The sequence below is a fragment of the Polaromonas sp. YR568 genome, assembly GCF_900116715.1.
Classification (GTDB): Bacteria; Pseudomonadota; Gammaproteobacteria; order Burkholderiales; family Burkholderiaceae_C; genus Polaromonas.
In genome coordinates this window covers 113,325-135,412 of sequence record NZ_FPBM01000004.1, presented here as the reverse complement: position 1 = coordinate 135,412, position 22,088 = coordinate 113,325, and the positions used below count along the sequence as shown (strand labels likewise).

Sequence of the window (22,088 nt, the reverse complement as noted above, 5' to 3'; positions counted from 1 at the left end):
TCGATTTCCTGAAGCAGACAACTATTGTCTGATTGGATAAATCAACAAGTTAGTGCACACACCCATTGAAGGGCCGTAACCCCGAGCAATGTCGGCAGAAACCGGACGCTTGCCGGGCTGGCAATGCTGGCCTTCATGATCCGGAGAGGTTGAGGAACGCTTCCTCCAGGCACGCCAAACGCCTGCCCAATGCAAAACAAAGGGAAATAGTTACACAAAATTTCAATGACGACGGGTGCTTTAAGCGCATTTCATACGCCAAACCGCGCGTTGCGCGGCCATTGTGACGCCATCAAACGCTATTTAGCGGGGCTTGCCCGGTGTTGCAGCATCGGCGGGCGATTCGGCGCCGCCGTCATACCGCCATTGCTTCATCGCCGCCCGCAGGGTCAAAAGCTGGTTCTCAAACTTGGGGCATGCGTCGCAAGCCATGAGGTGCAGTTTCAGCGCGACGTGATCCGGCAGGTTGAGCGCGCGATCTTCACGCGCGACCAACAGGGCTGCGGCTTCCCGGCAGGTGCGTCTTAGCAGGGTGATGCGGGGTTTCACGTTGAGGGCCGGAAGTAGGAGTGAAAAAAGTCAATAAAAAATGAACGGCTGGCGATCAGGTGGCCGGCTTGCCGAACCAGTGAATGTTCAGGCACTCTTGCAAGCGCAAGCGGGCCCTGTGCAGCTGCACATACAGGTTGGTCGGCGTCAGCGAGAGTTCCTTACAGATCTCTTGCGAAGAAAGCTCCAGCCATTCGCGCATCAGGAACAACCGCCCCAGTGCGGGCGGCAAGCGCTCCATGCAGGCGTCCAGCACCTGGAAGAACTGCACCTGCTGCAGGGTCTGGTCGGGGTTGCCCCAGTCATTGGGTGTTTCGGCAAAGTGGCCGTCGGCTTTGAAGGAGAGCCGGTCCAGCTCATCCCCCTCTTCGTCAGCCTGCGCATCCGGCGCGGCCACTGTGCGCGCGTTGCTGCGAAGCAGGTCAATCACCTTGTGCTTGAGGATGCCGACCAGCCAGGTCTTGAGCTGCGAACGGTTGCCGAAGGACTGAGGCTTGGACAAGGCCGCCAGCAAAGTCTCCGACACCGCGTCTTCCGCCCATGCATCGTTGCGCAGCTGCAGGCGCGCAAAACGAAGGAGGTAGAGCCGGTGCTCCACCAGCTGTTCTTCAAAAGTAGGCATGGCCGGAAGTCTAGCGGCAGGCGGCCGCGGCTGCTACCAGTTGACTTCGCGGTCCGGCGTGGCGCCGATGCGGTGGATCGACAGATCGGCGCCTTCAAACTCTTCTTCCTGGCTGAGCCGCAGCCCCATGGTGGCCTTGAGGATGCCGTAGACGGCAAAGCCCGCGAGCAGCGCCCAGGCCACGCCCATCAGGCTGCCGATCAGCTGCGCGCCAAAGCTCACGCCGCCCAGGCCGCCGAAGGCCTGGCTGCCGAAAATACCGGCCGCAATGCCGCCCCACAGGCCGCACAGGCCGTGCAGCGGCCAGACGCCCAGCACGTCATCGATCTTCCATTTGTTTTGCGTCAGCGTGAACATCACGACGAACACGCCGCCAGCCACACCGCCCGTCACCAGCGCGCCCAGCGGATGCATCAGGTCGGAGCCCGCGCACACCGCCACCAGGCCGGCCAGCGGGCCATTGTGCACAAAGCCCGGGTCGTTTTTGCCGAAGGCCAGCGCCGCCAGCGTGCCGCCCACCATGGCCATCAGGGAGTTGACGGCGACCAGCCCGGAAATCTTGTCGATGGTCTGTGCGCTCATCACGTTAAAGCCGAACCAGCCCACGGTCAGAATCCAGGCGCCCAGCGCCAGGAAGGGAATGTTCGATGGCGGGTGGGCCGACACGGCGCCGTCCTTGCGGTAGCGGTTGCTGCGCGCGCCCAGCAAGATCACCGCCGGCAATGCCAGCCAGCCGCCGACGGCGTGAACCACGATGGAGCCCGCGAAGTCATGAAACTCTGCGCCCGTCAGCGATTTGATCCAGGCCTGCACGCCGAAATGCTGGTTCCAGACAATGCCTTCGAAGAAGGGGTAGACCAGGCCCACAATGACGGCGGTGGCGATGAGCTGCGGGTAAAAGCGCGCCCGCTCGGCAATGCCGCCTGAAATGATGGCCGGGATGGCCGCGGCAAAGGTCAGCAGAAAGAAGAACTTGACCAGCTCATAGCCGTTCCTGGCGGCCAGCTGCTCCGCGCCGACGAAGAAATGGGTGCCGTAAGCCACGCCATAACCCACCAAAAAATACACCACGGTGGACACCGAGAAGTCCACCAGGATCTTGACCAGAGCATTGACCTGGTTCTTTTTGCGAACGGTGCCCAGCTCCAGAAAGGCAAAACCGGCATGCATGGCCAGCACCATGATGCCGCCCAGCAGAATGAACAAGGCGTCCGAGCCCTGTTTTAGTGCTTCCATAAGTCCCTCTTCAGATGAAATGTGATGTATTGGTGCGTTATTGGGTCGATTCCGAGAATCGCACCAAATGCAAGCAAGAAATGCGCCACAAGCGTGCGGAAATGGCTTCCGGCGCGGTCTGGTGGGCTTTAGCGGCGGACGGATGAAGCTTTGAAAGCTAACGATATAATGCAGGCTGTCATTGGGGAGTAGCCAGCCTTTCAATCCTGAAAGGGGCTTGCGTCAACAGACTTGCTCACTCAGAGCATGGCGCAAGCGGTCTTCGGATCACGCGAGACCTTTGACTGCACAGCCTCCGCTTCAGGCCGGGGATGCCGTGCAGTCATGGGTTTTCGGCCGGAGTCTTTTTGAATGGAAGCTTTCCTCGTCTCTACGGGCATCGTCGCCCTCGCCGAAATGGGCGACAAGACGCAACTCCTCGCACTCATCCTCGCCGCCCGCTTTAAAAAGCCTTGGCCCATCGTCGCAGGCATTCTGGTCGCGACCCTGGTCAACCACGCGCTGGCCGGCGCCGCTGGCGCCTGGGTCACGACCCTGATCAGTCCGCAGGTGCTGCGCTGGATCCTGGGCGCCTCCTTCCTGGCCATGGCCGCCTGGATGCTGGTTCCCGACAAGCTCGACGCGGACGAAGATGAAAAGCCCCCGCGCTACGGCGTGTTCTTCACCACCGTCATCGTGTTCTTCCTGGCCGAGATGGGCGACAAAACGCAGATCGCCACCGTAATGCTGGCGGCGCGCTACGACGCCATCGTGGGCGTGGTGGCGGGCACCACGCTGGGCATGATGCTGGCCAACGCGCCTGTGGTCTGGCTGGGCGAGCGCGTTACGCGACTGGTGCCGCTGCGCGCTGTGCATATCGTGTCGGCACTGATCTTTGCCGGGCTTGGGCTGGCCGCGCTCTTGATGTGACCCCAGCTTGGTATACTGCCAGCAGCGCCGATTTGCTCAGCTTGCGGGCGCTTAAAAAGTACAGCTAAAGACGAACTCCAATCGACCCGGACTCGCTTTAGCGATGCCGGGTTTTTTGTTTTCTGCAGGTGATTCCTTGACACTGATTGCCACTCCGCTCAGCATGCATTTTGCAGGGGCGCTGCCTCTGCAAAGCGGCGCGTCGATACGCGCCTACGACCTGAGTTATGAGACTTACGGCGAGCTCAACGCCGACAAATCCAACGCCGTGCTGATCTGCCACGCGCTCAATGCCTCGCACCATGTGGCGGGCGTGTACCTTGACGCGCAGGGCCAGCCCATCGACAAATCCGAAGGCTGGTGGGACACCATGATCGGCCCCGGCAAGCCGGTGGACACCGATCGCTTTTTCGTGATCGGCGTCAACAACCTGGGTTCCTGCTTCGGCTCCACCGGGCCCATGCAGCCCAACCCCGACACGCAAGAGCTCTACGGCGCCGACTTCCCTGTCGTCACCGTGCAGGACTGGGTCAGCGCCCAGGCCCGCCTGCTCGACCGCCTGGGCATACAGACCCTGGCCGCCGTGATGGGCGGCAGCCTGGGCGGCATGCAGGCGCTGGCCTGGACGCTGCAATACCCCGAACGTGTGCGCCACGCCGTGGTGGTGGCCAGCGCGCCCAACCTCACCGCCGAAAACATTGCCTTCAACGAGGTGGCCCGCCGCGCCATCGTGACCGACCCCGACTTTCACGGCGGCCACTTCTACCGCCACGGCGTGCTGCCCAAACGCGGCCTGCGCATCGCCCGCATGATCGGCCACATCACCTACCTGAGCGACGACGTGATGAATGAAAAATTCGGCCGCCAGCTGCGGCAGGCTGTCGCCGAAACCGTGAAGGCCGACGCGCCCTACAAATACACCACGCAGGACATCGAGTTCGAAATCGAAAGCTACCTGCGCTACCAGGGCGACAAGTTCAGCGAGTACTTTGACGCCAACACCTATCTGCTGATCACCCGGGCGCTTGACTACTTCGACCCGGCCCGGGCTCACGGCGGCAGCCTCACCCAGGCGCTGGCCCATGTGACGGCCAAATTCCTGCTGGTGAGCTTCACGACCGACTGGCGCTTTTCCCCCGCGCGCAGCCGCGAAATCGTCAAGGCCCTGCTCGATAACCAGCGCGACGTCAGCTACGCCGAAATCGACGCGCCGCATGGGCATGATGCGTTTTTGCTGGAGGACGACCGTTATCTCGGTGTGGTGCGTTCCTACTTCCAGAGCAAGGTGGCCGTATGAACCTGCCCGTCGAACTCAATGCGCAGCCCTCGGCTGATTTGCTGTCCATCGCGCGGCTGGTGCCGCAAGGCTCTCGTGTGCTGGACTTGGGCTGCGGCACCGGCGAGCTGCTGGACTACCTGATCCGCGAACGCGGCTGCTCGGGCTACGGCGTCGAGATCAACGACGCCAACGTTCAGGCCTGCGTGGCCCGCGGCGTCAATGTGATCCAGCTCAACCTTGAAGCCGGCCTGGCGATGTTTGCTGACCGGTCATTCGACGTGGTGTTGCAGATCGACACCCTGCAGCATTTGCATAATGCCGAAACCATGCTGCGCGAAACCGCACGCGTGGGCCGCGCCGGCATTGTCGTGTTTCCCAACTTCGGCCACTGGCCCAACCGCTTGGCCGTGGCGCGCGGCCGCATGCCGGTGACCAAGGTGCTGCCCTACCAGTGGTACGACACGCCCAACATCCGCGTCGGCACGCTGCAGGACTTTGAAGCGCTCGCGCTGCAAAACCAGCTGCAGATCCTGGATTCGTTTGGCTTGCAGGAAGGCCGTGAAGTCCGCTTCTGGCCGAATGCCCGCGCCAGCCGGGCGGTCTTCAAGTTCCAGCGCAGCTAGGTCGGTGCTAGTATTCGCCCATCGGGATTTCAGCCTCCCGAATCTTCACAGATAGACGGTGTCCCGTCCAAGCGCTGGCAACTCATTGGAGTACTCCGTGGACACCTCTATCCTTTCCGTTCCCTCTGTTTCCCCGCAAGAACTCGCTGCCCGCATGGGCCGCGCGGATGCACCTTTGCTGCTCGATGTGCGGCGCGAAGCCAAATTCCGCGAGAGCCCGCACCTGATGGCCGGCGCCCGGCGCTGCGCGCCGGAAGATGTGGCGGCCTTCGCCGCTTCCCAGCCGCCACGCGAAGCCGTGGTGTATTGCGTCTACGGGCATAACGTCAGCGCAGATGCCGTCACTGAATTGCGCGCGGCGGGCTGGAATGCATACGTGTTGGCCGGTGGCATCGAGGGCGGTGAAGACGGCGCCGATACGCCGCAAAACATCGCCCAATGGCGCGCACCGCGCCCGCCCACCATCGCCAAGCGGCCCGACTGGGGGGTCACCGGCGAACAGGCCTCGCGCTGGATCACACGCGAGCGGCCCAAAATCGACCGCATCGCCTGCCCCTGGCTGATACGCCGTTTCATCGATCCCCGTGCCGAGTTCTTTTACGTGCCGACCTCGCAGGTGCTGGCTGAAGCCAAACGGCTGGGCGCCGTGGCCTACGACATTCCCGGTGCGCCGGTCTCGCATGACGGCGAGCTCTGCAGTTTTGACAGCTTGCTCAAAGCCTTTGGCCTCAATGAACCCGCGTTGAACGTGCTGGCGCGCATCGTGCGCGGCGCCGACACAGACAACCTGGAACTCGCGCCGCAATCGGCAGGCCTGCTGGCGTTCTCGCTCGGCCTGTCGCGCCTGCATGCGGACGATGACCACGCCATGCTCGAGGCAGCCATGCCGCTCTACGACGCGCTCTACGCCTGGTGCCGCGAGGCGCGGGATGAAGCACACAGCTGGAAACCACAAACCATGATCGGAGCCGCCCAGTGAGCGCTGCCTCCCCTCTGCCCTCGCCCGGCGAAAGGCCTGCGGCCGTCTCCTTTGCCGACGCGCTCAAGTTCTGGCTCAAGCTCGGCTTTATCAGTTTTGGTGGGCCCGCCGGGCAGATCGCCATCATGCACCGCGAGCTGGTCGAGCAAAAACGCTGGATCAGCGAGCGGCGCTTTCTGCACGCGCTGAACTACTGCATGCTGCTGCCCGGCCCCGAGGCGCAGCAGCTGGCCACCTACATCGGCTGGTTGATGCACCGCACCTGGGGCGGTGTGGTGGCCGGCGCGCTGTTTGTGCTGCCCTCGCTCTTCATCCTGATTGCACTCAGCTGGGTCTATGTAGCCTTTGGTGATGTGCCGCTGGTCGCGGGCCTCTTTTACGGCATCAAGCCGGCAGTCGCCGCCATCGTGCTGCAGGCCGTGCATCGCATCGGCTCGCGGTCGCTCAGGAAGCCGTCGCAGGCGCCCATCCTGTGGGCGATTGCGGTGATCAGCTTTGCCGCGATCTACCTGCTGAATGTGCCGTTTCCGCTGATCGTGCTGGCAGCGGCCATCGTCGGCTGGCTGGGCGCCCGCCATGCGCCCTCGCAGTTTGCCGGGGGCGCCGGCCACGGCGCGGCTCAGCAAGGCTACGGGCCCGCGCTGATCGACGACGACACGCCGACGCCTGAACACGCCCGCTTCAAGCCCTCACGCCTGGCGGCCGTGCTGGGCGTGGGCGCGGTCTTGTGGCTGCTGCCCATGGGGGCATTGCTGGTCGCGCAGGGCTGGAACGCCACCCTCACGCAAATGGGTTGGTTCTTTACCAAGGCCGCGCTGCTCACCTTCGGCGGGGCCTATGCGGTGCTGCCTTATGTCTACCAGGGCGCGGTGGAGCACTTTCACTGGCTGACCGGTCCGCAGATGATCGACGGCCTGGCGCTGGGCGAGACCACGCCCGGCCCGCTCATCATGGTGGTGGCCTTTGTCGGCTTTATGGGTGGCTGGGCCAAACAGGTGCTGGGGCCGGACATGGTGTTCCTCGGCGCGGCGCTGGCGGCCAGTGTGGCGACCTGGTTCACCTTTCTGCCCTCCTTCCTGTTTATCCTGGCCGGCGGGCCGCTGGTGGAGTCCACGCACGGCAAGCTGCATTTCACCGCGCCGCTCACGGCCATCACGGCGGCGGTGGTTGGCGTGATTGCCAGCCTGGCGCTGTTTTTCCTCGCGCACATTGCCCTGCGGGCCGACACCGGGGGCGCCTGGTGGGCTAGGGTGGATTTCTACGCGCTGGCCATCACGCTGGGCGCTGCGGTGGCCTTGCTGCGCTACAAGCGCGGGGTGATACAGGTCATCTTTGCGTCGGCCCTGGCCGGCCTGCTGCTGCGCCTGTCCGGCCTGGCGTAAGCATTAACGGGGCGCCGGGCGCGGTATGCTCAGGCCCTCGTGATGGAACCCTCAGCCCCCAGCGCAACCCGGTCATCGGCTCCGCTCCTGGAGCGCCTTTTCGGCGACTGGGTGCGCGAGGTCTCGCCCGTCACTTTGCGGGCCGACGCAATGGCGGGTTTGCTGGGCGCGGTGCTGGTGCTGCCGCAAGGCATTGCCTTCGCGACGCTGGCCGGCCTGCCGCCTGCCTACGGCCTCTATACCGCGGTCATTCCCTGCATCATCGCCGCGCTCTTCGGCTCCAGTCGGCATGTCATGTCGGGCCCCACCAATGCCAATTCGCTGGCCCTGTTCGCCATGCTCTCGCCGCTGGCCATGGCCTTCAGCCCGCTCTACATCCAGCTGGCGCTGGCCGTCACCGTCATGGTCGGCGTCATGCAGTGGCTGATAGGCGCGCTGCGCCTGGGCGTGCTGGCCAACTTCATTTCGCCGGCGGTGCTCTTCGGCTTTACCTCGGGCGCGGCCTTGCTGATCGCTGTGCACGCCCTGCCCGACCTGCTGGGCCTGGCGGCGGCGCCTGAACACAGCGCGGCGGCGGTGCTTGGGCATGTGCTCACACACGTCACCTCGGCCCAGCCCATGGCGCTGGGCGTTGCGGCCGTCACGCTGGGTGTTGCGCTGCTGCTGCGTCATCTGCGCCGCAACTGGCCTTACATGCTGATCGGGCTGGCGGCGGCCACCGCGCTGGCCTGGGTGTGGGGCAGTCTTCTTCACCCCGATGCCACGCCATCGGCCTCGCTGCGCACCGTGGGCCAGATCCCAGTACCCTGGCCGAAATTCGAAGTGCCGCGCATCAGCTGGGCGCAGGCCGCCGACCTGATCGGCCTGGCATTCGCGCTGACCATCGTCGCGCTGGGCCAGGCCATCTCGATCGCCAAAACGGTGGCGCTGCGTTCGGGCCAGCGCATAGACGCGAATCGCGAGTTCCGCGGGCAGGGGCTGTCCAACATCGTCGGCGGCTTTTTCTCGAGCTATGTCTCCTGCGGCTCCATGAACCGCTCCATGCCCAACCTGGAAGCCGGGGCGCGCACGCCGATGGCTTCGGTGTTTTCCGCCCTGCTGCTGCTGGCGCTCGTGGCGGTGAGTGCGCCGCTGCTCGCGCAGATCCCCATGGCCGCGCTGGCGGCGCTGCTGGTGCTGGTGGCGTTTGCCTTGCTGGACTTCGCGCGCTGGCGTCAGCTGTTCACCCTGAGCCGCAGCGACTTCGGTGTGGCCCTCGCCACCATGATGGCCACCGTCACCATACGGTTGGAGATTGCAATTTTGCTGGGCATGATTTTGTCGCTCATGTCTTTCCTCTACCGCACCTCAAAGCCCGCGATGCGCACCATGGGCTTTGACAGCCGCGGGCTGGACCGCCAGTTTGTGGTGATCGACAACAGCGTTGACGCGGGGGTCGAGATCACTCCGGCAAAAAAGACCGAGGCGCCGGCGGAAGCCTTGGCCCAGGGCTTGCCGGAATGCCCGCAACTCAAATTGCTACGCATGGAAGGCGAGGTCTACTTCGGCGCGACCCAGCACGTGGCCGACATCCTGCACGCGCTGCGCACCCAGCCCCAGCCGCAAAAACACCTGCTGGTCATGGGCAAAAGCATGAACTTCATCGATCTCGCCGGCGCCGAGCTGTGGGAGGCCGAGCTCGCTGCGCGCCGTGCCATGGGCGGCGATCTGTACTTTCATCGGCCGCGGCCCGAGGTGATCCGCATGTGGCGCAAGACCGGCTTTACCAGCGTGCTCGGGCCCGAGCACCAGTTCCCCGATAAATTCACCGCCATCGCCACCATCTTCAACAAGCTGGACCCGGAGATTTGCCGGCATTGCACCGCGCGGATATTCTGGGAATGCCAGTCCGCACCCGGCCCTGACACACCCACTTCCTGACTGCCATGCCTCAATTTGCCGCCAACCTCAGCTGGATGTACACCGAGCTACCCATGGCCGAACGCTTTGCCGCCGCTGCACGCGACGGCTTCAAGGCGGTGGAAATTCTTTCGCCCTACGCCTGGGTGCCGCAAGAACTCAAAGCCATCCTGCAGCAGCACGGCCAGCAGCTGGTGCTGTTCAACGCGCCGCCGGGTGGTACGGATGTGGCCAGCATTGAGAAGGCCTGGGCTTCCTCGCAAAAAGGCACGGCCTGCCTGCCGGGCCATGAGGCCGAGTTCCGTGCCGGCATTGCCATTGCGCTGGACTACGCGCAGGCCCTGGGTTGCCCGCGTATCCACGTGATGGCGGGCGTGTTGCCTGAAGGCATGGAGCGTGAAGCCGTGCAGCCCACCTATGTGAACAACCTGCGCGAGGCGGCCGCGCAGGCGGCCAAGGTGGGCGTGGACCTGTTGATCGAACCCATCAACCTGCGCGACATTCCGCGTTTCTTCCTGAACCGGCAAGACCACGCGCATGAAATCATCCGTGAAGTGGGCGCGGCCAACGTCAAGGTGCAGATGGATCTCTATCACTGTCAGGTTGTGGAAGGCGACCTGGCGATGAAGCTGCGCAAATACCTGCCCACTGGCCATATCGGTCATTTGCAGATTGCAGGCGCTCCGGGCCGCAATGAGCCGGATGTCGGCGAGATCAACTACCCCTACCTGTTTGCGTTGCTGGATGAACTGGGCTACAGCGGCTGGGTGGGTTGCGAGTACAAACCGCTGCGCGGCGCAGAAGCCGGCGCCACACCAGCCGGGTTGGGCTGGCTGAAAAAAATTCGCGAACGCGCCTGAGCGCGTTCGCACTCCTTCAGCGTGCGCAGCGAAATGTCAGGTTGATGCGTTGCGCGCCCAGACGCGCATGCTCGCCCTTTGCCAGCGGCGCCACACCGTGATAAGCCAGCCGCGAGGGGCCACCCCATACAGCGACGTCGCCATGCTGCAGCCGATACCGCGCGGTGCAATCACTGCGCCTCAAACCACCGAACAGAAACACCGCGGGCAGGCCTAGCGATACCGACACGATGGGCGCGTCCATGCTGCCTTCGTCCTTGTCCTGGTGCAGCGACAGCCGCGCGCCGGGTTCGTAGCGGTTGATCAGGCAGGCGTCCGGGCGGAAGTTATCGAAGCCCGCTTCTGCGGCGGCACGCAAGGCCAGCTCGGCAAAGCAGGCCGGCATGGACGGCCAGGCCTGGCCTGAAAGCGGATCTTTCGCGTCATAGCGGTAGCCGCTGCGGTCTGAGACCCAGCCCAGCGCGCCGCAGTTCGTCATGGCGACCGACATGGTGTAGCCGCCTGGCGTGACCAGGTGGCGCAGCGGTGCGGCGGCGACCACGCCTTCCACAGCTTGCAGCAAGGCCTCGTCCACCCCGAGGGCAAAGCCGCGCAGCAGCATCGCGCCCGGCGCGATCACCTCGGGCGCCACGTAAGGCGCCGGCGTTTCATCGAAAAGCCTCAGGGTCACACCATCTCCTTTACGCCGTGTTACGCCGCGTCGTGAAAAATAATGCCCAGCGTATGCCGGTGCCCGCTGCGCACCGTGCTCACGCCATGCCGCATGTTGACGCGGTAAAAACCGCGGCTGCCCTGCACCGGCCGGTGGTGCACGGCAAACACCACGGCATCGCCCTGCCGCAGCGGCACCACTTCGGGCCGCGACTGCATGCGCGGGCGTTGCTCGGTCAGCACAAATTCGCCGCCGGTGAAGTCTTCGCCAGGCCGGGACAGCAGCACCGCGACCTGGACCGGAAACACGTGTTCGCCATACAGGTCCTGGTGCAGGCAGTTGTAGTCACCCGGCCCATATTGCAAGAGCAGTGGCGTGGGCCGCTGCTGGCCGGCCTCATGGCAGCGTGCGAGGAAATCGGCATGGGCAGCGGGATAACGCACGTCAATTCCCATGGCCTGGTTCCAGGCATTGGCCACGCCAACCAGCCGGGGGTAAAGCGTGGTGCGCAGCCGGGCCACGATGTCCGGCAGCGGGTAGCTGAAGTACTGGTATTCGCCCTGGCCGAAGCCGTGGCGCTGCATCACCACGCGGCTGCGAAAGCGGCGCGCGTCGGCATACATCCCTGCCAAGGCCTGACACTCCTTTTGACTCAGCAATTGCGGGAGCACCGCGCTGCCATCGCGGTTCAGCGTCGACGTGATGCGGGCCCAGCTGTCCGTGTCGGTACCGGCATCAACCGACTCGGGCAAAAGAGAGGCTGTTTCAGAAGCAAGTGGCATGCGCTAGTCCGTGAAGGTGATGGAACGTCCATCAAGATCCCTCAGGATAAATCCGGCGGCTCGCTATCGCTCGCCGGATTCGGACATTTCATTGAAGCAACTTCAGGCCGCCAGCTCGGTCAGGATGGGGCAGTCGGGCCGGCTATTGCCCTGGCAGCAGTGCGCCAGATGGCTCAGCGTCTGCTTCATTGCTTCCATCTCGGCGATGCGGCGCTCCAGGTCGGCCACATGGGCCAGCGCGATGCGTTTGACATCCGCGCTGGCACGGCGCTTGTTTTGCCACAGCTTGAGCAGCTCGGTGATCTCGGCCATGCTGAAACCCAGCGCGCGGGCGCGGCGTATGAAGCGCAGCGTGTGCACTTCTTTTTCGCCGTACTGGCGGTAGCCCGCGTCGGTGCGGTGCACAGTGGGCAGCAGGCCCAGCGATTCATAGTGGCGGATCATCTTGGCCGACACGCCGGATTGCACGGCGGCCTGGCCGATGTTGAGGGGTCCGATCGTGATGGCATCAGTCATGGGTGTTTCCTTTCCAGCGGCGCAGCAGCAAGGCATTCATCACCACGCTGGCGCTGCTGAGCGCCATAGCCGCGCCGGCAATGACCGGGCTCAGCAGGCCCAGCGCGGCCAGCGGAATGCCGACCACGTTGTAAACAAAAGCCCAGAACAGGTTCTGGCGAATCTTGGCGTAGGTGCGGCGTGAAATGGCTATGGCATCGGCAACCAGCGCCGGGTTGCCGCGCATCAGCGTGATGCCGGCCGCATGCATGGCCACGTCGGTGCCGGTAGACATTGCAATGCCCACATCGGCGGCCGCCAGGGCTGGCGCGTCATTGATGCCGTCGCCGACCATGGCCACACGTCCGTTCTGCGCCTGCACGCCGGCCTTTAGCTGCCCGATGATGGCGGCCTTGTCCTCAGGCAGAACCTGGCTGTGCACCAGGTCTATCCCCAGTTGCTGCGCCACCGCTTCAGCACTGCCGCGGTTGTCGCCGGTCACCAAAGCGGTCTGAATGCCCAGTGCATGAAGGCGCGCAATCGCCGGCGCGGCACTGCTTTTAAGGGTGTCGCCAAATGCCATCAGTCCGAGCAATCGCGGGGTAGCGCTGATCTCGGTCAGCCACGACACCGTGCGGCCCTGGGTTTCCAGTTCTTTGGCACGCGCATTTAAGGACGTAAAAGTGGTGAGGTCCAGGCCCAGCTCCTGCATGAAGCGCGGGCTGCCGAGCCGGAGTTCACGGCCTGCCACCACGGCGGCCATGCCGCGGCCGGCAACGGCACGCAGCCCCGTTGCCGCAGGAATCTCAAGCCGCTGCTGCATCGCGCGCTGCATTACTGCGCGGGCCAGCGGATGCTCGCTACCCGACTGAATGGCGGCGGCCCAGGCCAGCAGCTCATCGGCCGTGATCGCGTGGGGCTCCAGCGCCACCAGCTCGGGCTTGCCTTCGGTCAAGGTGCCGGTCTTGTCGAAAGCTACGACTTTGACGCTGTGCGCCACCTCCAGCGCTTCCGCATCCTTGATCAGAATGCCCTGACGCGCCGCAGCCCCGGTGCCCACCATGATGGCGGTGGGCGTGGCCAGGCCCAGCGCGCAGGGGCAGGCAATCACCAGCACGGCAACCGCATTGAGAATGGCGGCCTCCCAATCCTGCGTCGCCAGGCCCCAGCCCAGCAGCGTCACCAGGGCAATGACTATCACCACGGGTACAAACACCGCGCTTACCTGGTCCACCAGGCGCTGTATCGGGGCTTTTTTGGCCTGGGCCGATTCGACCATGCGCACGATGCGGGCCAGGGTGGATTCCGCGCCTATGGCCGTGGTGTGCACCACGATCAGGCCTTCGGCGTTGACCGCGCCGCCTGTCACGCGGTCGCCTGCATGTTTGGCCACAGGCAGGCTTTCGCCGGTGATCAGCGACTCGTCCACCTGGGTGCTGCCTTCCACGATCTCGCCGTCCACCGCGATGCGTTCACCGGGGCGCACCACCACCAGGTCGCCTAGCTGTATGTCTTGCAAAGGCACATCTTCATCGCTTCCGTCGCGCCGCCGGCGCGCGGTGTCGGGCCGTAGTGCCTGCAACGCACGGATCGCCGCCGTCGTCTGGTGTTTGGCGCGCGCCTCCATCCATTTACCCAGCAACACCAGTGTGATCACAACCGCCGAGGCCTCGAAATACAAGTGGGCCATGCCATGGTCACCATGCCGCCACAGCTGATACACGCTCAGTCCGTAGGCGGCCGATGTGCCCAGCGCCACCAGCAAGTCCATATTGCCGGTACGGGCGCGCAAGGCAGCCCAGCCGGCGCGGTAAAAGCGCGCGCCCAACCAGAATTGCACCGGCGTGGCCAGCAGCCATTGCAGCCAGCCATTCAGCATCCAGTCCTTGCCGAACAGTGCGCCCACCATGGGCAGCGCCAGCGGCGCTGACAAAGCGGCGGCCAGTGCAATAGGCCACCAGGCGGTAGCGGGCTTGTCGGCAGGGGCGCCGGTAGCTGGGATTTCACGCGCCTGGTAGCCGGCCTTGGCCACTGCGGCCGTGAGCGCAGGCAATAGGGCCGCGCCACCCACCGCGCTGACTTCAGCAGTTTCTGTCGCCAGGTTGACGCTGGCCGACAGCACGCCCGGCACCTGCTTGAGGGCTTTCTCGACCCGCGACACGCAGGACGCGCAAGTCATGCCGTCTATCTGGAGTTGCAGGGATTGCTCGGCCACGCGGTAGCCCGCTTGTGTGACGGCGGCCTTCAGCGTGTCCATGCCGACGTCGCCGCGCGCCTTGAGGTTGGCCCGCTCGGTCGCAAAATTCACGCTGACATCCTGCACGCCATCGACATTGGCGAGGGAGCGCTCCACACGCGCCACGCAGGACGCGCAGCTCATGCCTTCGATGGGAAGCTGCCACTCGGTCAGTGCTGGTGCGGCGGAAGGCGTGTTCAAGGTGTGTGTGGTGTTCATGGATGGCAGTCTGAACCTTACCACCATGGGAGGGTCAAGCGCCGCAAGGCAATAGCCCTGAACGGACGCAGGATTTCCTGGGCGCCGCTTGACCCTGCCCCCATGGGAAGGTTCAGACTCTCGTCCAAAGCTGTATTAACTTTAAGGAAACAGGTTTATGGAATTCACCATCCCCGCCATGAGCTGCGGCCACTGCGCCGGCGTCATCACCCAGACCGTCAAGTCACTGGACCCGGCCGCGCAGGTCAACATCGACCTGGCATCCAAAAAGGTCGTGGTGCAGTCCTCGCAAGACCAGCCGACCGTAGCGGCGGCGCTTGCCCAGGCGGGTTATCCCGCACAGTGATCAGTCTGCACGGCGGCCGGCGTCGATAGAATGGCCCTTCCCTCACCATTCAAGCCGCCTAGTGTCCGACCGATTCGCCGTCCTTCCCCAATACCTGTTCCCCAAGCAGGCGCTGACTGCCTTTGCCGGTTTCGTGGCTTCGCGTGAGCGCGGCTGGGTCACCACCGAAATCATCCGCCGCTTTGTTGCCAAGTACCAGGTCAACATGGACGAGGCGCTCAATTCCGACATCGCCAGCTACGCCACCTTCAACGATTTCTTCACGCGCGCGCTCAAGCCCGGTGCGCGGCCCCTGGCCAGCGCCGAGCTGATTTCGCCGGTGGACGGCGCGATCAGCCAGTTCGGCGCGATCGAGAAAGACCAGATCTTCCAGGCCAAGGGCCACAGTTATTCGACCACCGCGCTGGTGGGCGGCGACGCGGCGCTGGCGGCGCAGTACCAGGACGGCCATTTCGCCACGCTCTACCTGAGCCCCAAGGATTACCACCGCATCCATATGCCCACAGGCGGCAGGCTGGTGCGCATGATTTATGTGCCGGGTGATTTGTTCTCGGTCAACCCGGTCACCGCGCGCGGCGTGCCGGGGCTGTTTGCGCGCAACGAGCGTGTGGTCTGCGTTTTTGAATCGGCGCGCGGGCCTTTTGTGTTGGTGCTGGTCGGCGCAACGATTGTCGGCAGCATGGCCACGGTGTGGCACGGCGTGGTCAACCCGCCGCGCGGCAAGGTGGTGAAGCAGTGGGACTATCCCAATGAGCCGACCTCCGCCGTCCGTTTGCAGCAGGGCGATGAAATGGGCCGCTTTTTGCTCGGCTCCACGGTGGTCATGTTGTTCCCCAAAGGGCCGCTTACGTTCAACCCTGAGTGGGCGCCTGGCCGCGGCATCCGGTTGGGTGAGGCCATGGCTTCTTACGCCTGATCAAACGGCGGGCTTAAAGCCCAGCCGGTCCAGAAAAGCCATAGCGGCCGCAGGCGCCCTCTCCTTGGCGCCATTGATGAAATACACAAACACGTCGCGCGGCTGGCCTTGTGCAGGCACGTCTTCCAGTGCCGGCAGGTCGGCCGGCGCATTGCCTGCCGCCCATTGCCGCGCACGCTCAGCCCAGGCGTCGAGTGCGCTGCCTTCGTAGCCCGTTTCCAGATCTGCATCGCTCATCATCAGCCGTGTATAGGCAAAGTCGCCCGTCAGGTCGGCAAACGACGGAAATTTGTCAGCGTCCGTAAATACCGTGGCGACCTTGTAACGGCGCGCCAGCGCCAGGTAGTCGGGCGACATGAAACTCTCGTGGCGTACGTCGACCACATGCCGCAGCGCGCGGCCGTCCACCTGTTTGGGCAGGAGCGCCAGAAATGCCTCGAAATCCTCTGGGTCAAACACCTTGCCGGGCATGAACTGCCAGACGATGGGCCCCAATTTGCGGCCCAGTTCGCTGATGCCGCTGTCGATGAAGCGCTGGATGGAGTCGCCCGCTTCGGCCAGCACCCGGCGGTTGGTGGCGTAGCGTGAGGCCTTCAGGGAAAACACGAAGTCGTCAGGTGTCTCGTCGTGCCATTTTTTGAAGCTGGCCGGTTTGAGCGTGCCGTAGTAGGTGCCGTTGACCTCGATGGCGCTGAGTTTGCGGCTGGCGTATTCCAGCTCCCGGCTGTGCGGCAGGCCGGGCGGAAAGAAGTTGCTGCGCCAGGGCTCGAAAGTCCAGCCGCCTACGCCTGCGCGGATGCGGTGGGGGGCCGGTGCGAAAGTGCTTGCTGGTGTCATGTCGGCTCCGTGATGTGCTGGCCTGTTCTCTCATCCCTCTCATCCAAATAGAGGGGATATCTTTGCCCTCGCCGGCCGGGCGCTACAGGTTGAAACCGCCAATTGCGGGTCTTCCTGAGCTCAGTGGCGCGGTCTGTGTCGGAAGCGTACAGTAGCAGGTACCGCAGCAAAACGCTGTCCTAAAAAGCTGATTTTCCCCGGAGTCCCCCCAATGAACGCCCCACTGCACCGTGAAATCCCCGCCAGCATCCTTAACGCCGCCCAGGCCCTTTCACAGGTCACCGCGCAATGGGACGGCGACATCGTCAAGCAGATCACCGACTACATCTCCATTCCCGCCAAGTCCCCCACCTTTGACAGCAACTGGGCGCAGCACGGTTATATCGACACCGTCATGCGCAATGCGGCAGCCTGGGTTGAAGCGCAAAAGGTCGAAGGCCTGACGCTCGAGGTTGTGCGGCTCGAAGGCCGCACACCGGTGCTGTTTTTTGAAATCCCGGCCACCCGCCCCGACTCGACGCAAACCGTGCTGATGTACGGCCACCTCGACAAGCAGCCCGAGTTCACCGGCTGGCGCAATGACCTGAGCCCGTGGACGGCCAAGTATGAAGACGGCAAGCTCTACGGCCGCGGCGCCGCCGATGACGGCTATGCCGTCTACGCCAGCATTGCCGCCGTGCAAGCCCTCAAGGCGCAAAACGTGCCGCACCCGCGCATCGTCGGCCTGATCGAAACCTGCGAAGAAAGCGGCTCGTACGACTTGCTGCCCTACGTCAACGCGCTGCGCGAGCGCCTGGGTGATGTCGCCCTGGTGGTGTGCCTGGACTCCGGCGCGGGCAACTACGACCAGCTGTGGCTGACGACCAGCCTGCGCGGCAATGCGGCCGGTGTGCTCAAGGTTGAAGTGCTCACCGAAGGTGTGCATTCCGGTGACGCCAGCGGCCTGGTGCCGTCGAGCTTTCGCATCATGCGCCAGGTGCTGGACCGCCTGGAAGACAGCAAGACCGGGCGTCTGCTGCCGCAAAGCTTTCACTGCGAAGTCCCGGCCGACCGCCTGGCCCAGGCGCAGGCTACCGCCAAAATCCTCGGCGAAGAAATCTACAAGCGCTTTCCGTGGGCGCACTACGACTGCGAAGGCTCCAGCGCCTTTGCCTTGCCCACGACGACCGACCCGGTCGAAGCTTTGCTCAACCGCACCTGGCGCCCTACGCTCAGCGTGACGGGCGCCGAAGGCTTTCCGGCGCTTAAGGACGCTGGCAATGTGCTGCGCCCTTACACCGCCTTCAAGCTGTCGCTGCGTTTCCCTCCGCTGATCGATGCGGCCGCGGCTGTGCAGGAACTCAAAACCCTGCTGGAAGACAACGCGCCTTACCAGGCCAAGGTCACCTTCGAAAGCAACGGCGGCGCCACCGGCTGGAACGCACCCAGCACCGTGCCCTGGTTTGAAAACGCGCTCAACGATGCCTCGCAAAGCTTTTTCGGCGCTCCCTGCGGCACCATCGGCCAGGGCGGCACCATTCCGCTGATGAACATGCTGAGCAAAGGTTTCCCCAAGGCGCAGATGATGGTTTGCGGCGTGCTGGGCCCCAAGAGCAATGCGCACGGCCCCAACGAATTCCTGAACGTGCCCTATGCCAAGAAGCTGACCGCCGCGGTCGCGCATGTGATGGCCCGCGTTCCCGGTTGATGCGGATGCACCGCCTTTCTTCGCTCCGCGGCTTGCCGGCGGTGCATGTCCCAGCTGTGCCAGGCCAGGTTTGCGCCGCCGCATGCAGTCGACAGTCCTAGCGCCCTTCACCGCCCGCGACGGCGAGAACCTGGCCCTGTACGAGTGGCCGCTGGATGCCTGGGCGCACGAGATGGGCCAATATGCGCCGCCGCCGCGCGCCATCGTGTTGCTGGTGCACGGCCTGGGCGAGCATGCCAGCCGCTATGACCACGTTGCGCACCAACTGATGGAATGGGGCTTCGCCGTGCGCGCTTACGACCAGCGCGGCCATGGCGAGTCGGGCGGCGCCCGTGGCGCGCTGCCCAATGAGACCGCGCTGCTCGATGACCTGGCCGAGGTGGTCGACGACACGCGTTTGCGCGGCATGCGCCTTCTGGAGGCGGCTTATGCGGACAGGCGGCATCCGGAGTCTTCCACACACCTGCCCCTGATCCTGCTGGGCCACAGCATGGGCGGCCTGGTTGTGAGCCGCTTTGTGTCGCTCGGCATACGCCCCGTCGAAGGCCTTGTCATGTCTTCCCCGGCGCTGGACCCGGGCCTGGGGCCCCTGCAAAAGTTTCTGCTGAGCTTCATGCCCAGGCTGGCGCCCGACCTGTGTGTGGGCAACGGCCTGGACGCGCGCTATATCTCGCACGATCAGGAGGTGGTCAGAAAATACCTGGCCGATCGGCAGGTGCACAACAGGATTTCGCCGCGCCTGGGCAAGTTCATCGCCACCGCCGGCCCGGCAACGGTGGCCGCCGCCGCCCAGTGGCATACGCCCACGCTGCTGATGTATGCCGGCGCGGACAAGCTCGTCAACCCGGCCGGCAGCCGCGCCTTTGCGGAAAACGCAGCCAACTCAGCGGCAGTCAAACCCGGAACGGTGACGGCGCGGTGTTTTGACGGGCTTTATCACGAGATCTTCAACGAAGTCGACTCGACGCCGGTGTTTGACACGCTCAAAGCCTGGCTGGACGCCCGCTTTTAGTTTTTGAATCAACGCGGTTGAAGCAGGCCGCCCAGCATTCCCATCAGATCGTCGCCGTTGCCCAGCCCTTGCGCGGGTGCCTGGCCTTCTGGCGTGAGGTGGTTGATAAGGCCCGGCAGCATCTGGGACAGCTGGCTGGCGGCGTCGGCCGGGTCCACGCCCAGCCTGGCGGCAATGTCGGACACCGTGCCCGCGCCCAGCGCGTTTGTGATCTGGTCGCCCGAAACGGGCTGGTTGGCCCCGCTGCCTATCCAGGAATTGATGGCATCGCCCAGGCCGGCTTGCTCAAACTTGCTGACCAGGCCGCCAAGGCCGCCCTGCCCGCCGTTGTTGGCCAGCATGCCGGTAACGATCTGGATCAGCTGCGGATTGCTGGCGAGCATGCCGATGAGGCCGCCCAGGCCGCCGGCGGCAGCTGCGCCTTCGCCGGGTTGCTGCGTGTTCTTGAGGACGCTGCCCAATACGGAATCGAGTAAACCCATGACAAACTCCTCGGGTGTGGTTCAGGTGTGGTGAATGAAGCGGAGCACTAGAAGCGAAAGTGGCTCAGGCATTCTGGCCCTTGCGTTGTCCGAGTGCAAGCCAGGCCAGCGCCGCCGCGGTAAGCCCCAGCGGCAGCAGTGAACCCAGGTTGAGCAGCGCCCAACCTTGCGTGGTCACTAATACGCCGGAGGCCAGCGAAGACACCGCCAGCACGGCAAAAATGCAGAAATTGAGCGCACCCTGCGCCTTGTCTTTTTCTTCCGGGCGGTAGGCGGTGAGCGCCAGCGTGGTGGCGCCGGTGAAAAGAAAATTCCAGCCCAGGCCCAGCACAAAAAGCGCGATGAGAAATTCTTTCAGCTCCACGCCCGACAGCGCAATCAGCACGCACAGCACATTGAGCGCCAATCCCACCGCCATGATGGGCAAGGTGCCGAAGCGCCGTATCAGGTGGCCGGTGAAAAAACCCGGCGCGAACATGCCGATCACATGCCACTCCAGCACCAGCGCGACGCTGGAAAACGGCAGCCCGCAGACCTGCATGGCAATCGGCGTGGCCGCCATCAGCAGGTTCATCACGCCAAAGCCCAGCGCGCCGGCGGCCGCGGCCACGATGAAGACCGGCTGCCGCATGATTTCGCCAAGGGGCCGGCCTCCGCGGGCGGTATGTGCTTCGGGCGGTGGCGGAAATTCAATGAAGGCCAGCAGCGCCATGGACAGCAGCGCCACACCGGCCAGCGCGAGGTAGGCACCCGCAAAGGGCACTTCAGTCAGGCTTTGTGTGCGCGCCGCCAGATTGGGCCCGGCGACGGCGCCCAGCAGGCCGCCCGCCATCACGAGGGAAATGGCTTTTTCACGAAACGCCGGCAGGGCGAGTTCGGCCGCGGCAAACCGGTAAAGCTGGGCATTGGCGCTGTAATAGCCCGCCACCACCGTGGCGGTCACCAGCAGCCAGAAGTTCCTGCTGTAAGCCGCATAGCAGCACAGCAGGGCCGAGGCGACAGCCACCATCAGGCCCATCTGGAAGGATATCTTGCGCCCGAAGCGCGCTTGCGTGCGCGCCACCACGGCCGTGGAGAGCGCCCCGCCCACCACATAGCCCATCACGGGCAAAGTCGCCATCCAGCCCAGCGGCGCCAGGTTCAGGCCGACCAGGCCGTTGATGGCGATAAAGGTGACGTTGTTGGTGAGAAAGAGGCCCTGGCAGATGGCCAGCAGCCAGAGGTTGCGGTTCATGGCTGCTGCTGCATCAGGTGCATCCCGTTCGTTAGACAGAGGCCAATGCCAGAAACGACAGGCAGGCCAGCGGCGCGGTTTCAGCGCGCAGCACGCGCGGGCCCAGGGTCACGGGCGTAAAACCGCTGGCGATGGCCGCGGCTTCCTCGGCGGGGCCGAGGCCGCCCTCGGGGCCGCTCAGGAAGGTCAGCGCACCGCCGCCGGCTGCCGCGACTGCTTCAGCCAATGGCCGCGTACCGCCTTGCAGCGACAGCAGCAGCCGGGCGCCGCCGTCAGCCGTGCCCTGCCCTGCGCCTTTGAGCCAGTCGGCCAGGTTGGCGGCGTCGTGAATGAGCGGCACGCGGCTGCGGCCGCATTGCTCACAGGCCGCGATGGCAACGCCGCGCCAGTGCGCCAGTTTTTTGTCGGCCCGTTCGCCCTTGACGCGCAGCACGCTGCGCTCGCACATCAGGGGCTGGATGCTGGCCACGCCCAGCTCGGCGGCCTTTTCGATCAGCCAGTCCATGCGCTCATTGGCGGGCATGCCGACGGCCAGGTGCACCGCGCGGCTGGCCTCACGCGTCGTGGCGGTGTAGGCGCCGACCATGACGTCAACCTCGCTGCGGCCCATGCGCTCAACGGTGGCGGCGAATTCACCTTCGCTGCCGGGCTGGCCGTCTCCCCGGCCGTTGAACAGCGTGAGGGCGTCGCCGGGCTGCATGCGCAAGACCTGCACATGGCGCGCCGCATGCGCGGGCAGGCTGACGGAAGTGCCGGGCGACAGGGCGATGTCGGCGTAGAAGCGGGCGGTCACGAAGTTGGCCTGGGTGTGGGTGAAGTATGGGAAAGGCGTGTTGCTATAAAAACAAGAGC

Annotated in this window: 22 protein-coding genes and 1 riboswitch; of the genes, 11 read left to right on the top strand and 11 right to left on the bottom strand. The window is 64.5% G+C overall.

Features of this window, described 5'->3' with window-relative positions; genetic code table 11:
* Window positions 1–303: 303 nt before the first annotated feature.
* Genes BM408_RS10590 through BM408_RS10580 form a run of 3 tightly spaced genes read right to left on the bottom strand, consistent with a single transcriptional unit; the run spans window position 304 to window position 2,407 of the window.
* The gene (locus BM408_RS10590; RefSeq protein ID WP_092129792.1) at window positions 304–549 is read right to left on the bottom strand and encodes a zf-HC2 domain-containing protein; all 246 of its coding nucleotides are present in this window, start codon (window positions 547–549) and stop codon (window positions 304–306) included.
* A gap of 55 nt (window positions 550–604) precedes the next feature.
* Window positions 605–1,171 (bottom strand): sigma-70 family RNA polymerase sigma factor, encoded by a 567-nt coding sequence (locus BM408_RS10585; RefSeq protein ID WP_092129790.1) that lies wholly within the window; start codon window positions 1,169–1,171, stop codon window positions 605–607.
* Window positions 1,172–1,204: 33 nt separating this feature from the next.
* Window positions 1,205–2,407, bottom strand: coding sequence for an ammonium transporter (locus BM408_RS10580; RefSeq protein WP_092129788.1), 1,203 nt, complete (start codon window positions 2,405–2,407; stop codon window positions 1,205–1,207).
* 171 nt (window positions 2,408–2,578) lie between these two features.
* A riboswitch (yybP-ykoY riboswitch) is annotated at window positions 2,579–2,752 on the top strand.
* A 6-nt stretch (window positions 2,753–2,758) separates the two neighbouring features.
* Between BM408_RS10580 and BM408_RS10575 the strand changes: the two genes are divergently transcribed.
* The 7 genes from BM408_RS10575 (at window position 2,759) to otnI (ending at window position 10,338) form a co-directional block, all read left to right on the top strand.
* Entirely contained in the window at window positions 2,759–3,316 is a 558-nt protein-coding gene (locus tag BM408_RS10575) for a TMEM165/GDT1 family protein (protein WP_092129786.1), read from the top strand.
* A 136-nt stretch (window positions 3,317–3,452) separates the two neighbouring features.
* A complete protein-coding gene (locus BM408_RS10570) occupies window positions 3,453–4,613 on the top strand; it encodes a homoserine O-succinyltransferase MetX (protein WP_092130068.1) in 1,161 nt (386 codons plus the stop codon).
* Window positions 4,610–5,218, top strand: coding sequence for a methionine biosynthesis protein MetW (metW, locus tag BM408_RS10565; protein ID WP_092129784.1), 609 nt, complete (start codon window positions 4,610–4,612; stop codon window positions 5,216–5,218). The genes BM408_RS10570 and metW overlap by 4 nt, the downstream gene beginning before the upstream one ends.
* A 97-nt stretch (window positions 5,219–5,315) precedes the next feature.
* Entirely contained in the window at window positions 5,316–6,197 is an 882-nt protein-coding gene (locus BM408_RS10560; RefSeq protein WP_092130067.1) for a chromate resistance protein ChrB domain-containing protein, read from the top strand.
* The gene (chrA, locus tag BM408_RS10555) at window positions 6,194–7,579 is read left to right on the top strand and encodes a chromate efflux transporter (protein ID WP_092129782.1); all 1,386 of its coding nucleotides are present in this window, start codon (window positions 6,194–6,196) and stop codon (window positions 7,577–7,579) included. Before BM408_RS10560 ends, chrA begins: the two co-directional genes overlap by 4 nt.
* A 42-nt stretch (window positions 7,580–7,621) precedes the next feature.
* Window positions 7,622–9,499: a SulP family inorganic anion transporter gene (locus tag BM408_RS10550; protein ID WP_092129780.1), complete on the top strand. Its 1,878-nt coding sequence runs from the start codon at window positions 7,622–7,624 to the stop codon at window positions 9,497–9,499.
* Between the two features lie 5 nt (window positions 9,500–9,504).
* Window positions 9,505–10,338, top strand: coding sequence for a 2-oxo-tetronate isomerase (otnI, locus tag BM408_RS10545; protein ID WP_092129778.1), 834 nt, complete (start codon window positions 9,505–9,507; stop codon window positions 10,336–10,338).
* A gap of 16 nt (window positions 10,339–10,354) precedes the next feature.
* Here the strand turns inward: otnI and alkB are convergent, their stop codons facing one another.
* From alkB to BM408_RS10525, 4 genes are all read right to left on the bottom strand, one after another.
* On the bottom strand, window positions 10,355–11,008 hold the full coding sequence (gene alkB, locus BM408_RS10540) for a DNA oxidative demethylase AlkB (RefSeq protein WP_092129776.1): 654 nt from the start codon (window positions 11,006–11,008) through the stop codon (window positions 10,355–10,357).
* Window positions 11,009–11,028: 20 nt separating this feature from the next.
* A complete protein-coding gene (locus BM408_RS10535) occupies window positions 11,029–11,772 on the bottom strand; it encodes a 2OG-Fe(II) oxygenase (protein WP_092129774.1) in 744 nt (247 codons plus the stop codon).
* A 102-nt stretch (window positions 11,773–11,874) separates the two neighbouring features.
* Window positions 11,875–12,288 (bottom strand): Cu(I)-responsive transcriptional regulator, encoded by a 414-nt coding sequence (gene cueR, locus BM408_RS10530; RefSeq protein ID WP_092129772.1) that lies wholly within the window; start codon window positions 12,286–12,288, stop codon window positions 11,875–11,877.
* Entirely contained in the window at window positions 12,281–14,722 is a 2,442-nt protein-coding gene (locus BM408_RS10525; RefSeq protein WP_092129770.1) for a heavy metal translocating P-type ATPase, read from the bottom strand. The genes cueR and BM408_RS10525 overlap by 8 nt, the downstream gene beginning before the upstream one ends.
* A 157-nt stretch (window positions 14,723–14,879) precedes the next feature.
* On the opposite strand from BM408_RS10525, the gene BM408_RS10520 reads away from it, so the two are divergent.
* Complete coding sequence (locus tag BM408_RS10520; RefSeq protein ID WP_092129768.1) at window positions 14,880–15,068, top strand: heavy-metal-associated domain-containing protein; 189 nt, start codon at window positions 14,880–14,882, stop codon at window positions 15,066–15,068.
* A gap of 61 nt (window positions 15,069–15,129) precedes the next feature.
* Window positions 15,130–15,984, top strand: coding sequence for an archaetidylserine decarboxylase (gene asd / locus BM408_RS10515; protein ID WP_092129767.1), 855 nt, complete (start codon window positions 15,130–15,132; stop codon window positions 15,982–15,984).
* Here asd and BM408_RS10510 read toward each other — a convergent pair whose 3' ends face one another.
* Window positions 15,985–16,821: a DUF72 domain-containing protein gene (locus BM408_RS10510; RefSeq protein ID WP_092129765.1), complete on the bottom strand. Its 837-nt coding sequence runs from the start codon at window positions 16,819–16,821 to the stop codon at window positions 15,985–15,987. It abuts the gene before it with no gap.
* A gap of 211 nt (window positions 16,822–17,032) precedes the next feature.
* Between BM408_RS10510 and BM408_RS10505 the strand changes: the two genes are divergently transcribed.
* Both BM408_RS10505 and BM408_RS10500 read left to right on the top strand, forming a co-directional pair.
* Window positions 17,033–18,508, top strand: a complete 1,476-nt coding sequence (locus tag BM408_RS10505; protein WP_092129763.1) for a M20 family metallopeptidase — start codon at window positions 17,033–17,035, stop codon at window positions 18,506–18,508.
* A gap of 82 nt (window positions 18,509–18,590) precedes the next feature.
* On the top strand, window positions 18,591–19,520 hold the full coding sequence (locus tag BM408_RS10500) for an alpha/beta hydrolase (protein WP_092129761.1): 930 nt from the start codon (window positions 18,591–18,593) through the stop codon (window positions 19,518–19,520).
* 8 nt (window positions 19,521–19,528) lie between these two features.
* On the opposite strand, the gene BM408_RS10495 is transcribed toward BM408_RS10500, so the two are convergent.
* The 3 genes from BM408_RS10495 to BM408_RS10485 form a co-directional block, all read right to left on the bottom strand.
* Entirely contained in the window at window positions 19,529–20,002 is a 474-nt protein-coding gene (locus BM408_RS10495; RefSeq protein WP_092129759.1) for a YidB family protein, read from the bottom strand.
* Between the two features lie 64 nt (window positions 20,003–20,066).
* A complete protein-coding gene (locus BM408_RS10490) occupies window positions 20,067–21,236 on the bottom strand; it encodes an MFS transporter (RefSeq protein WP_092129757.1) in 1,170 nt (389 codons plus the stop codon).
* Between the two features lie 31 nt (window positions 21,237–21,267).
* A complete protein-coding gene (locus tag BM408_RS10485; protein ID WP_092129755.1) occupies window positions 21,268–22,029 on the bottom strand; it encodes a 16S rRNA (uracil(1498)-N(3))-methyltransferase in 762 nt (253 codons plus the stop codon).
* Between the last annotated feature and the right edge of the window lie 59 nt (window positions 22,030–22,088).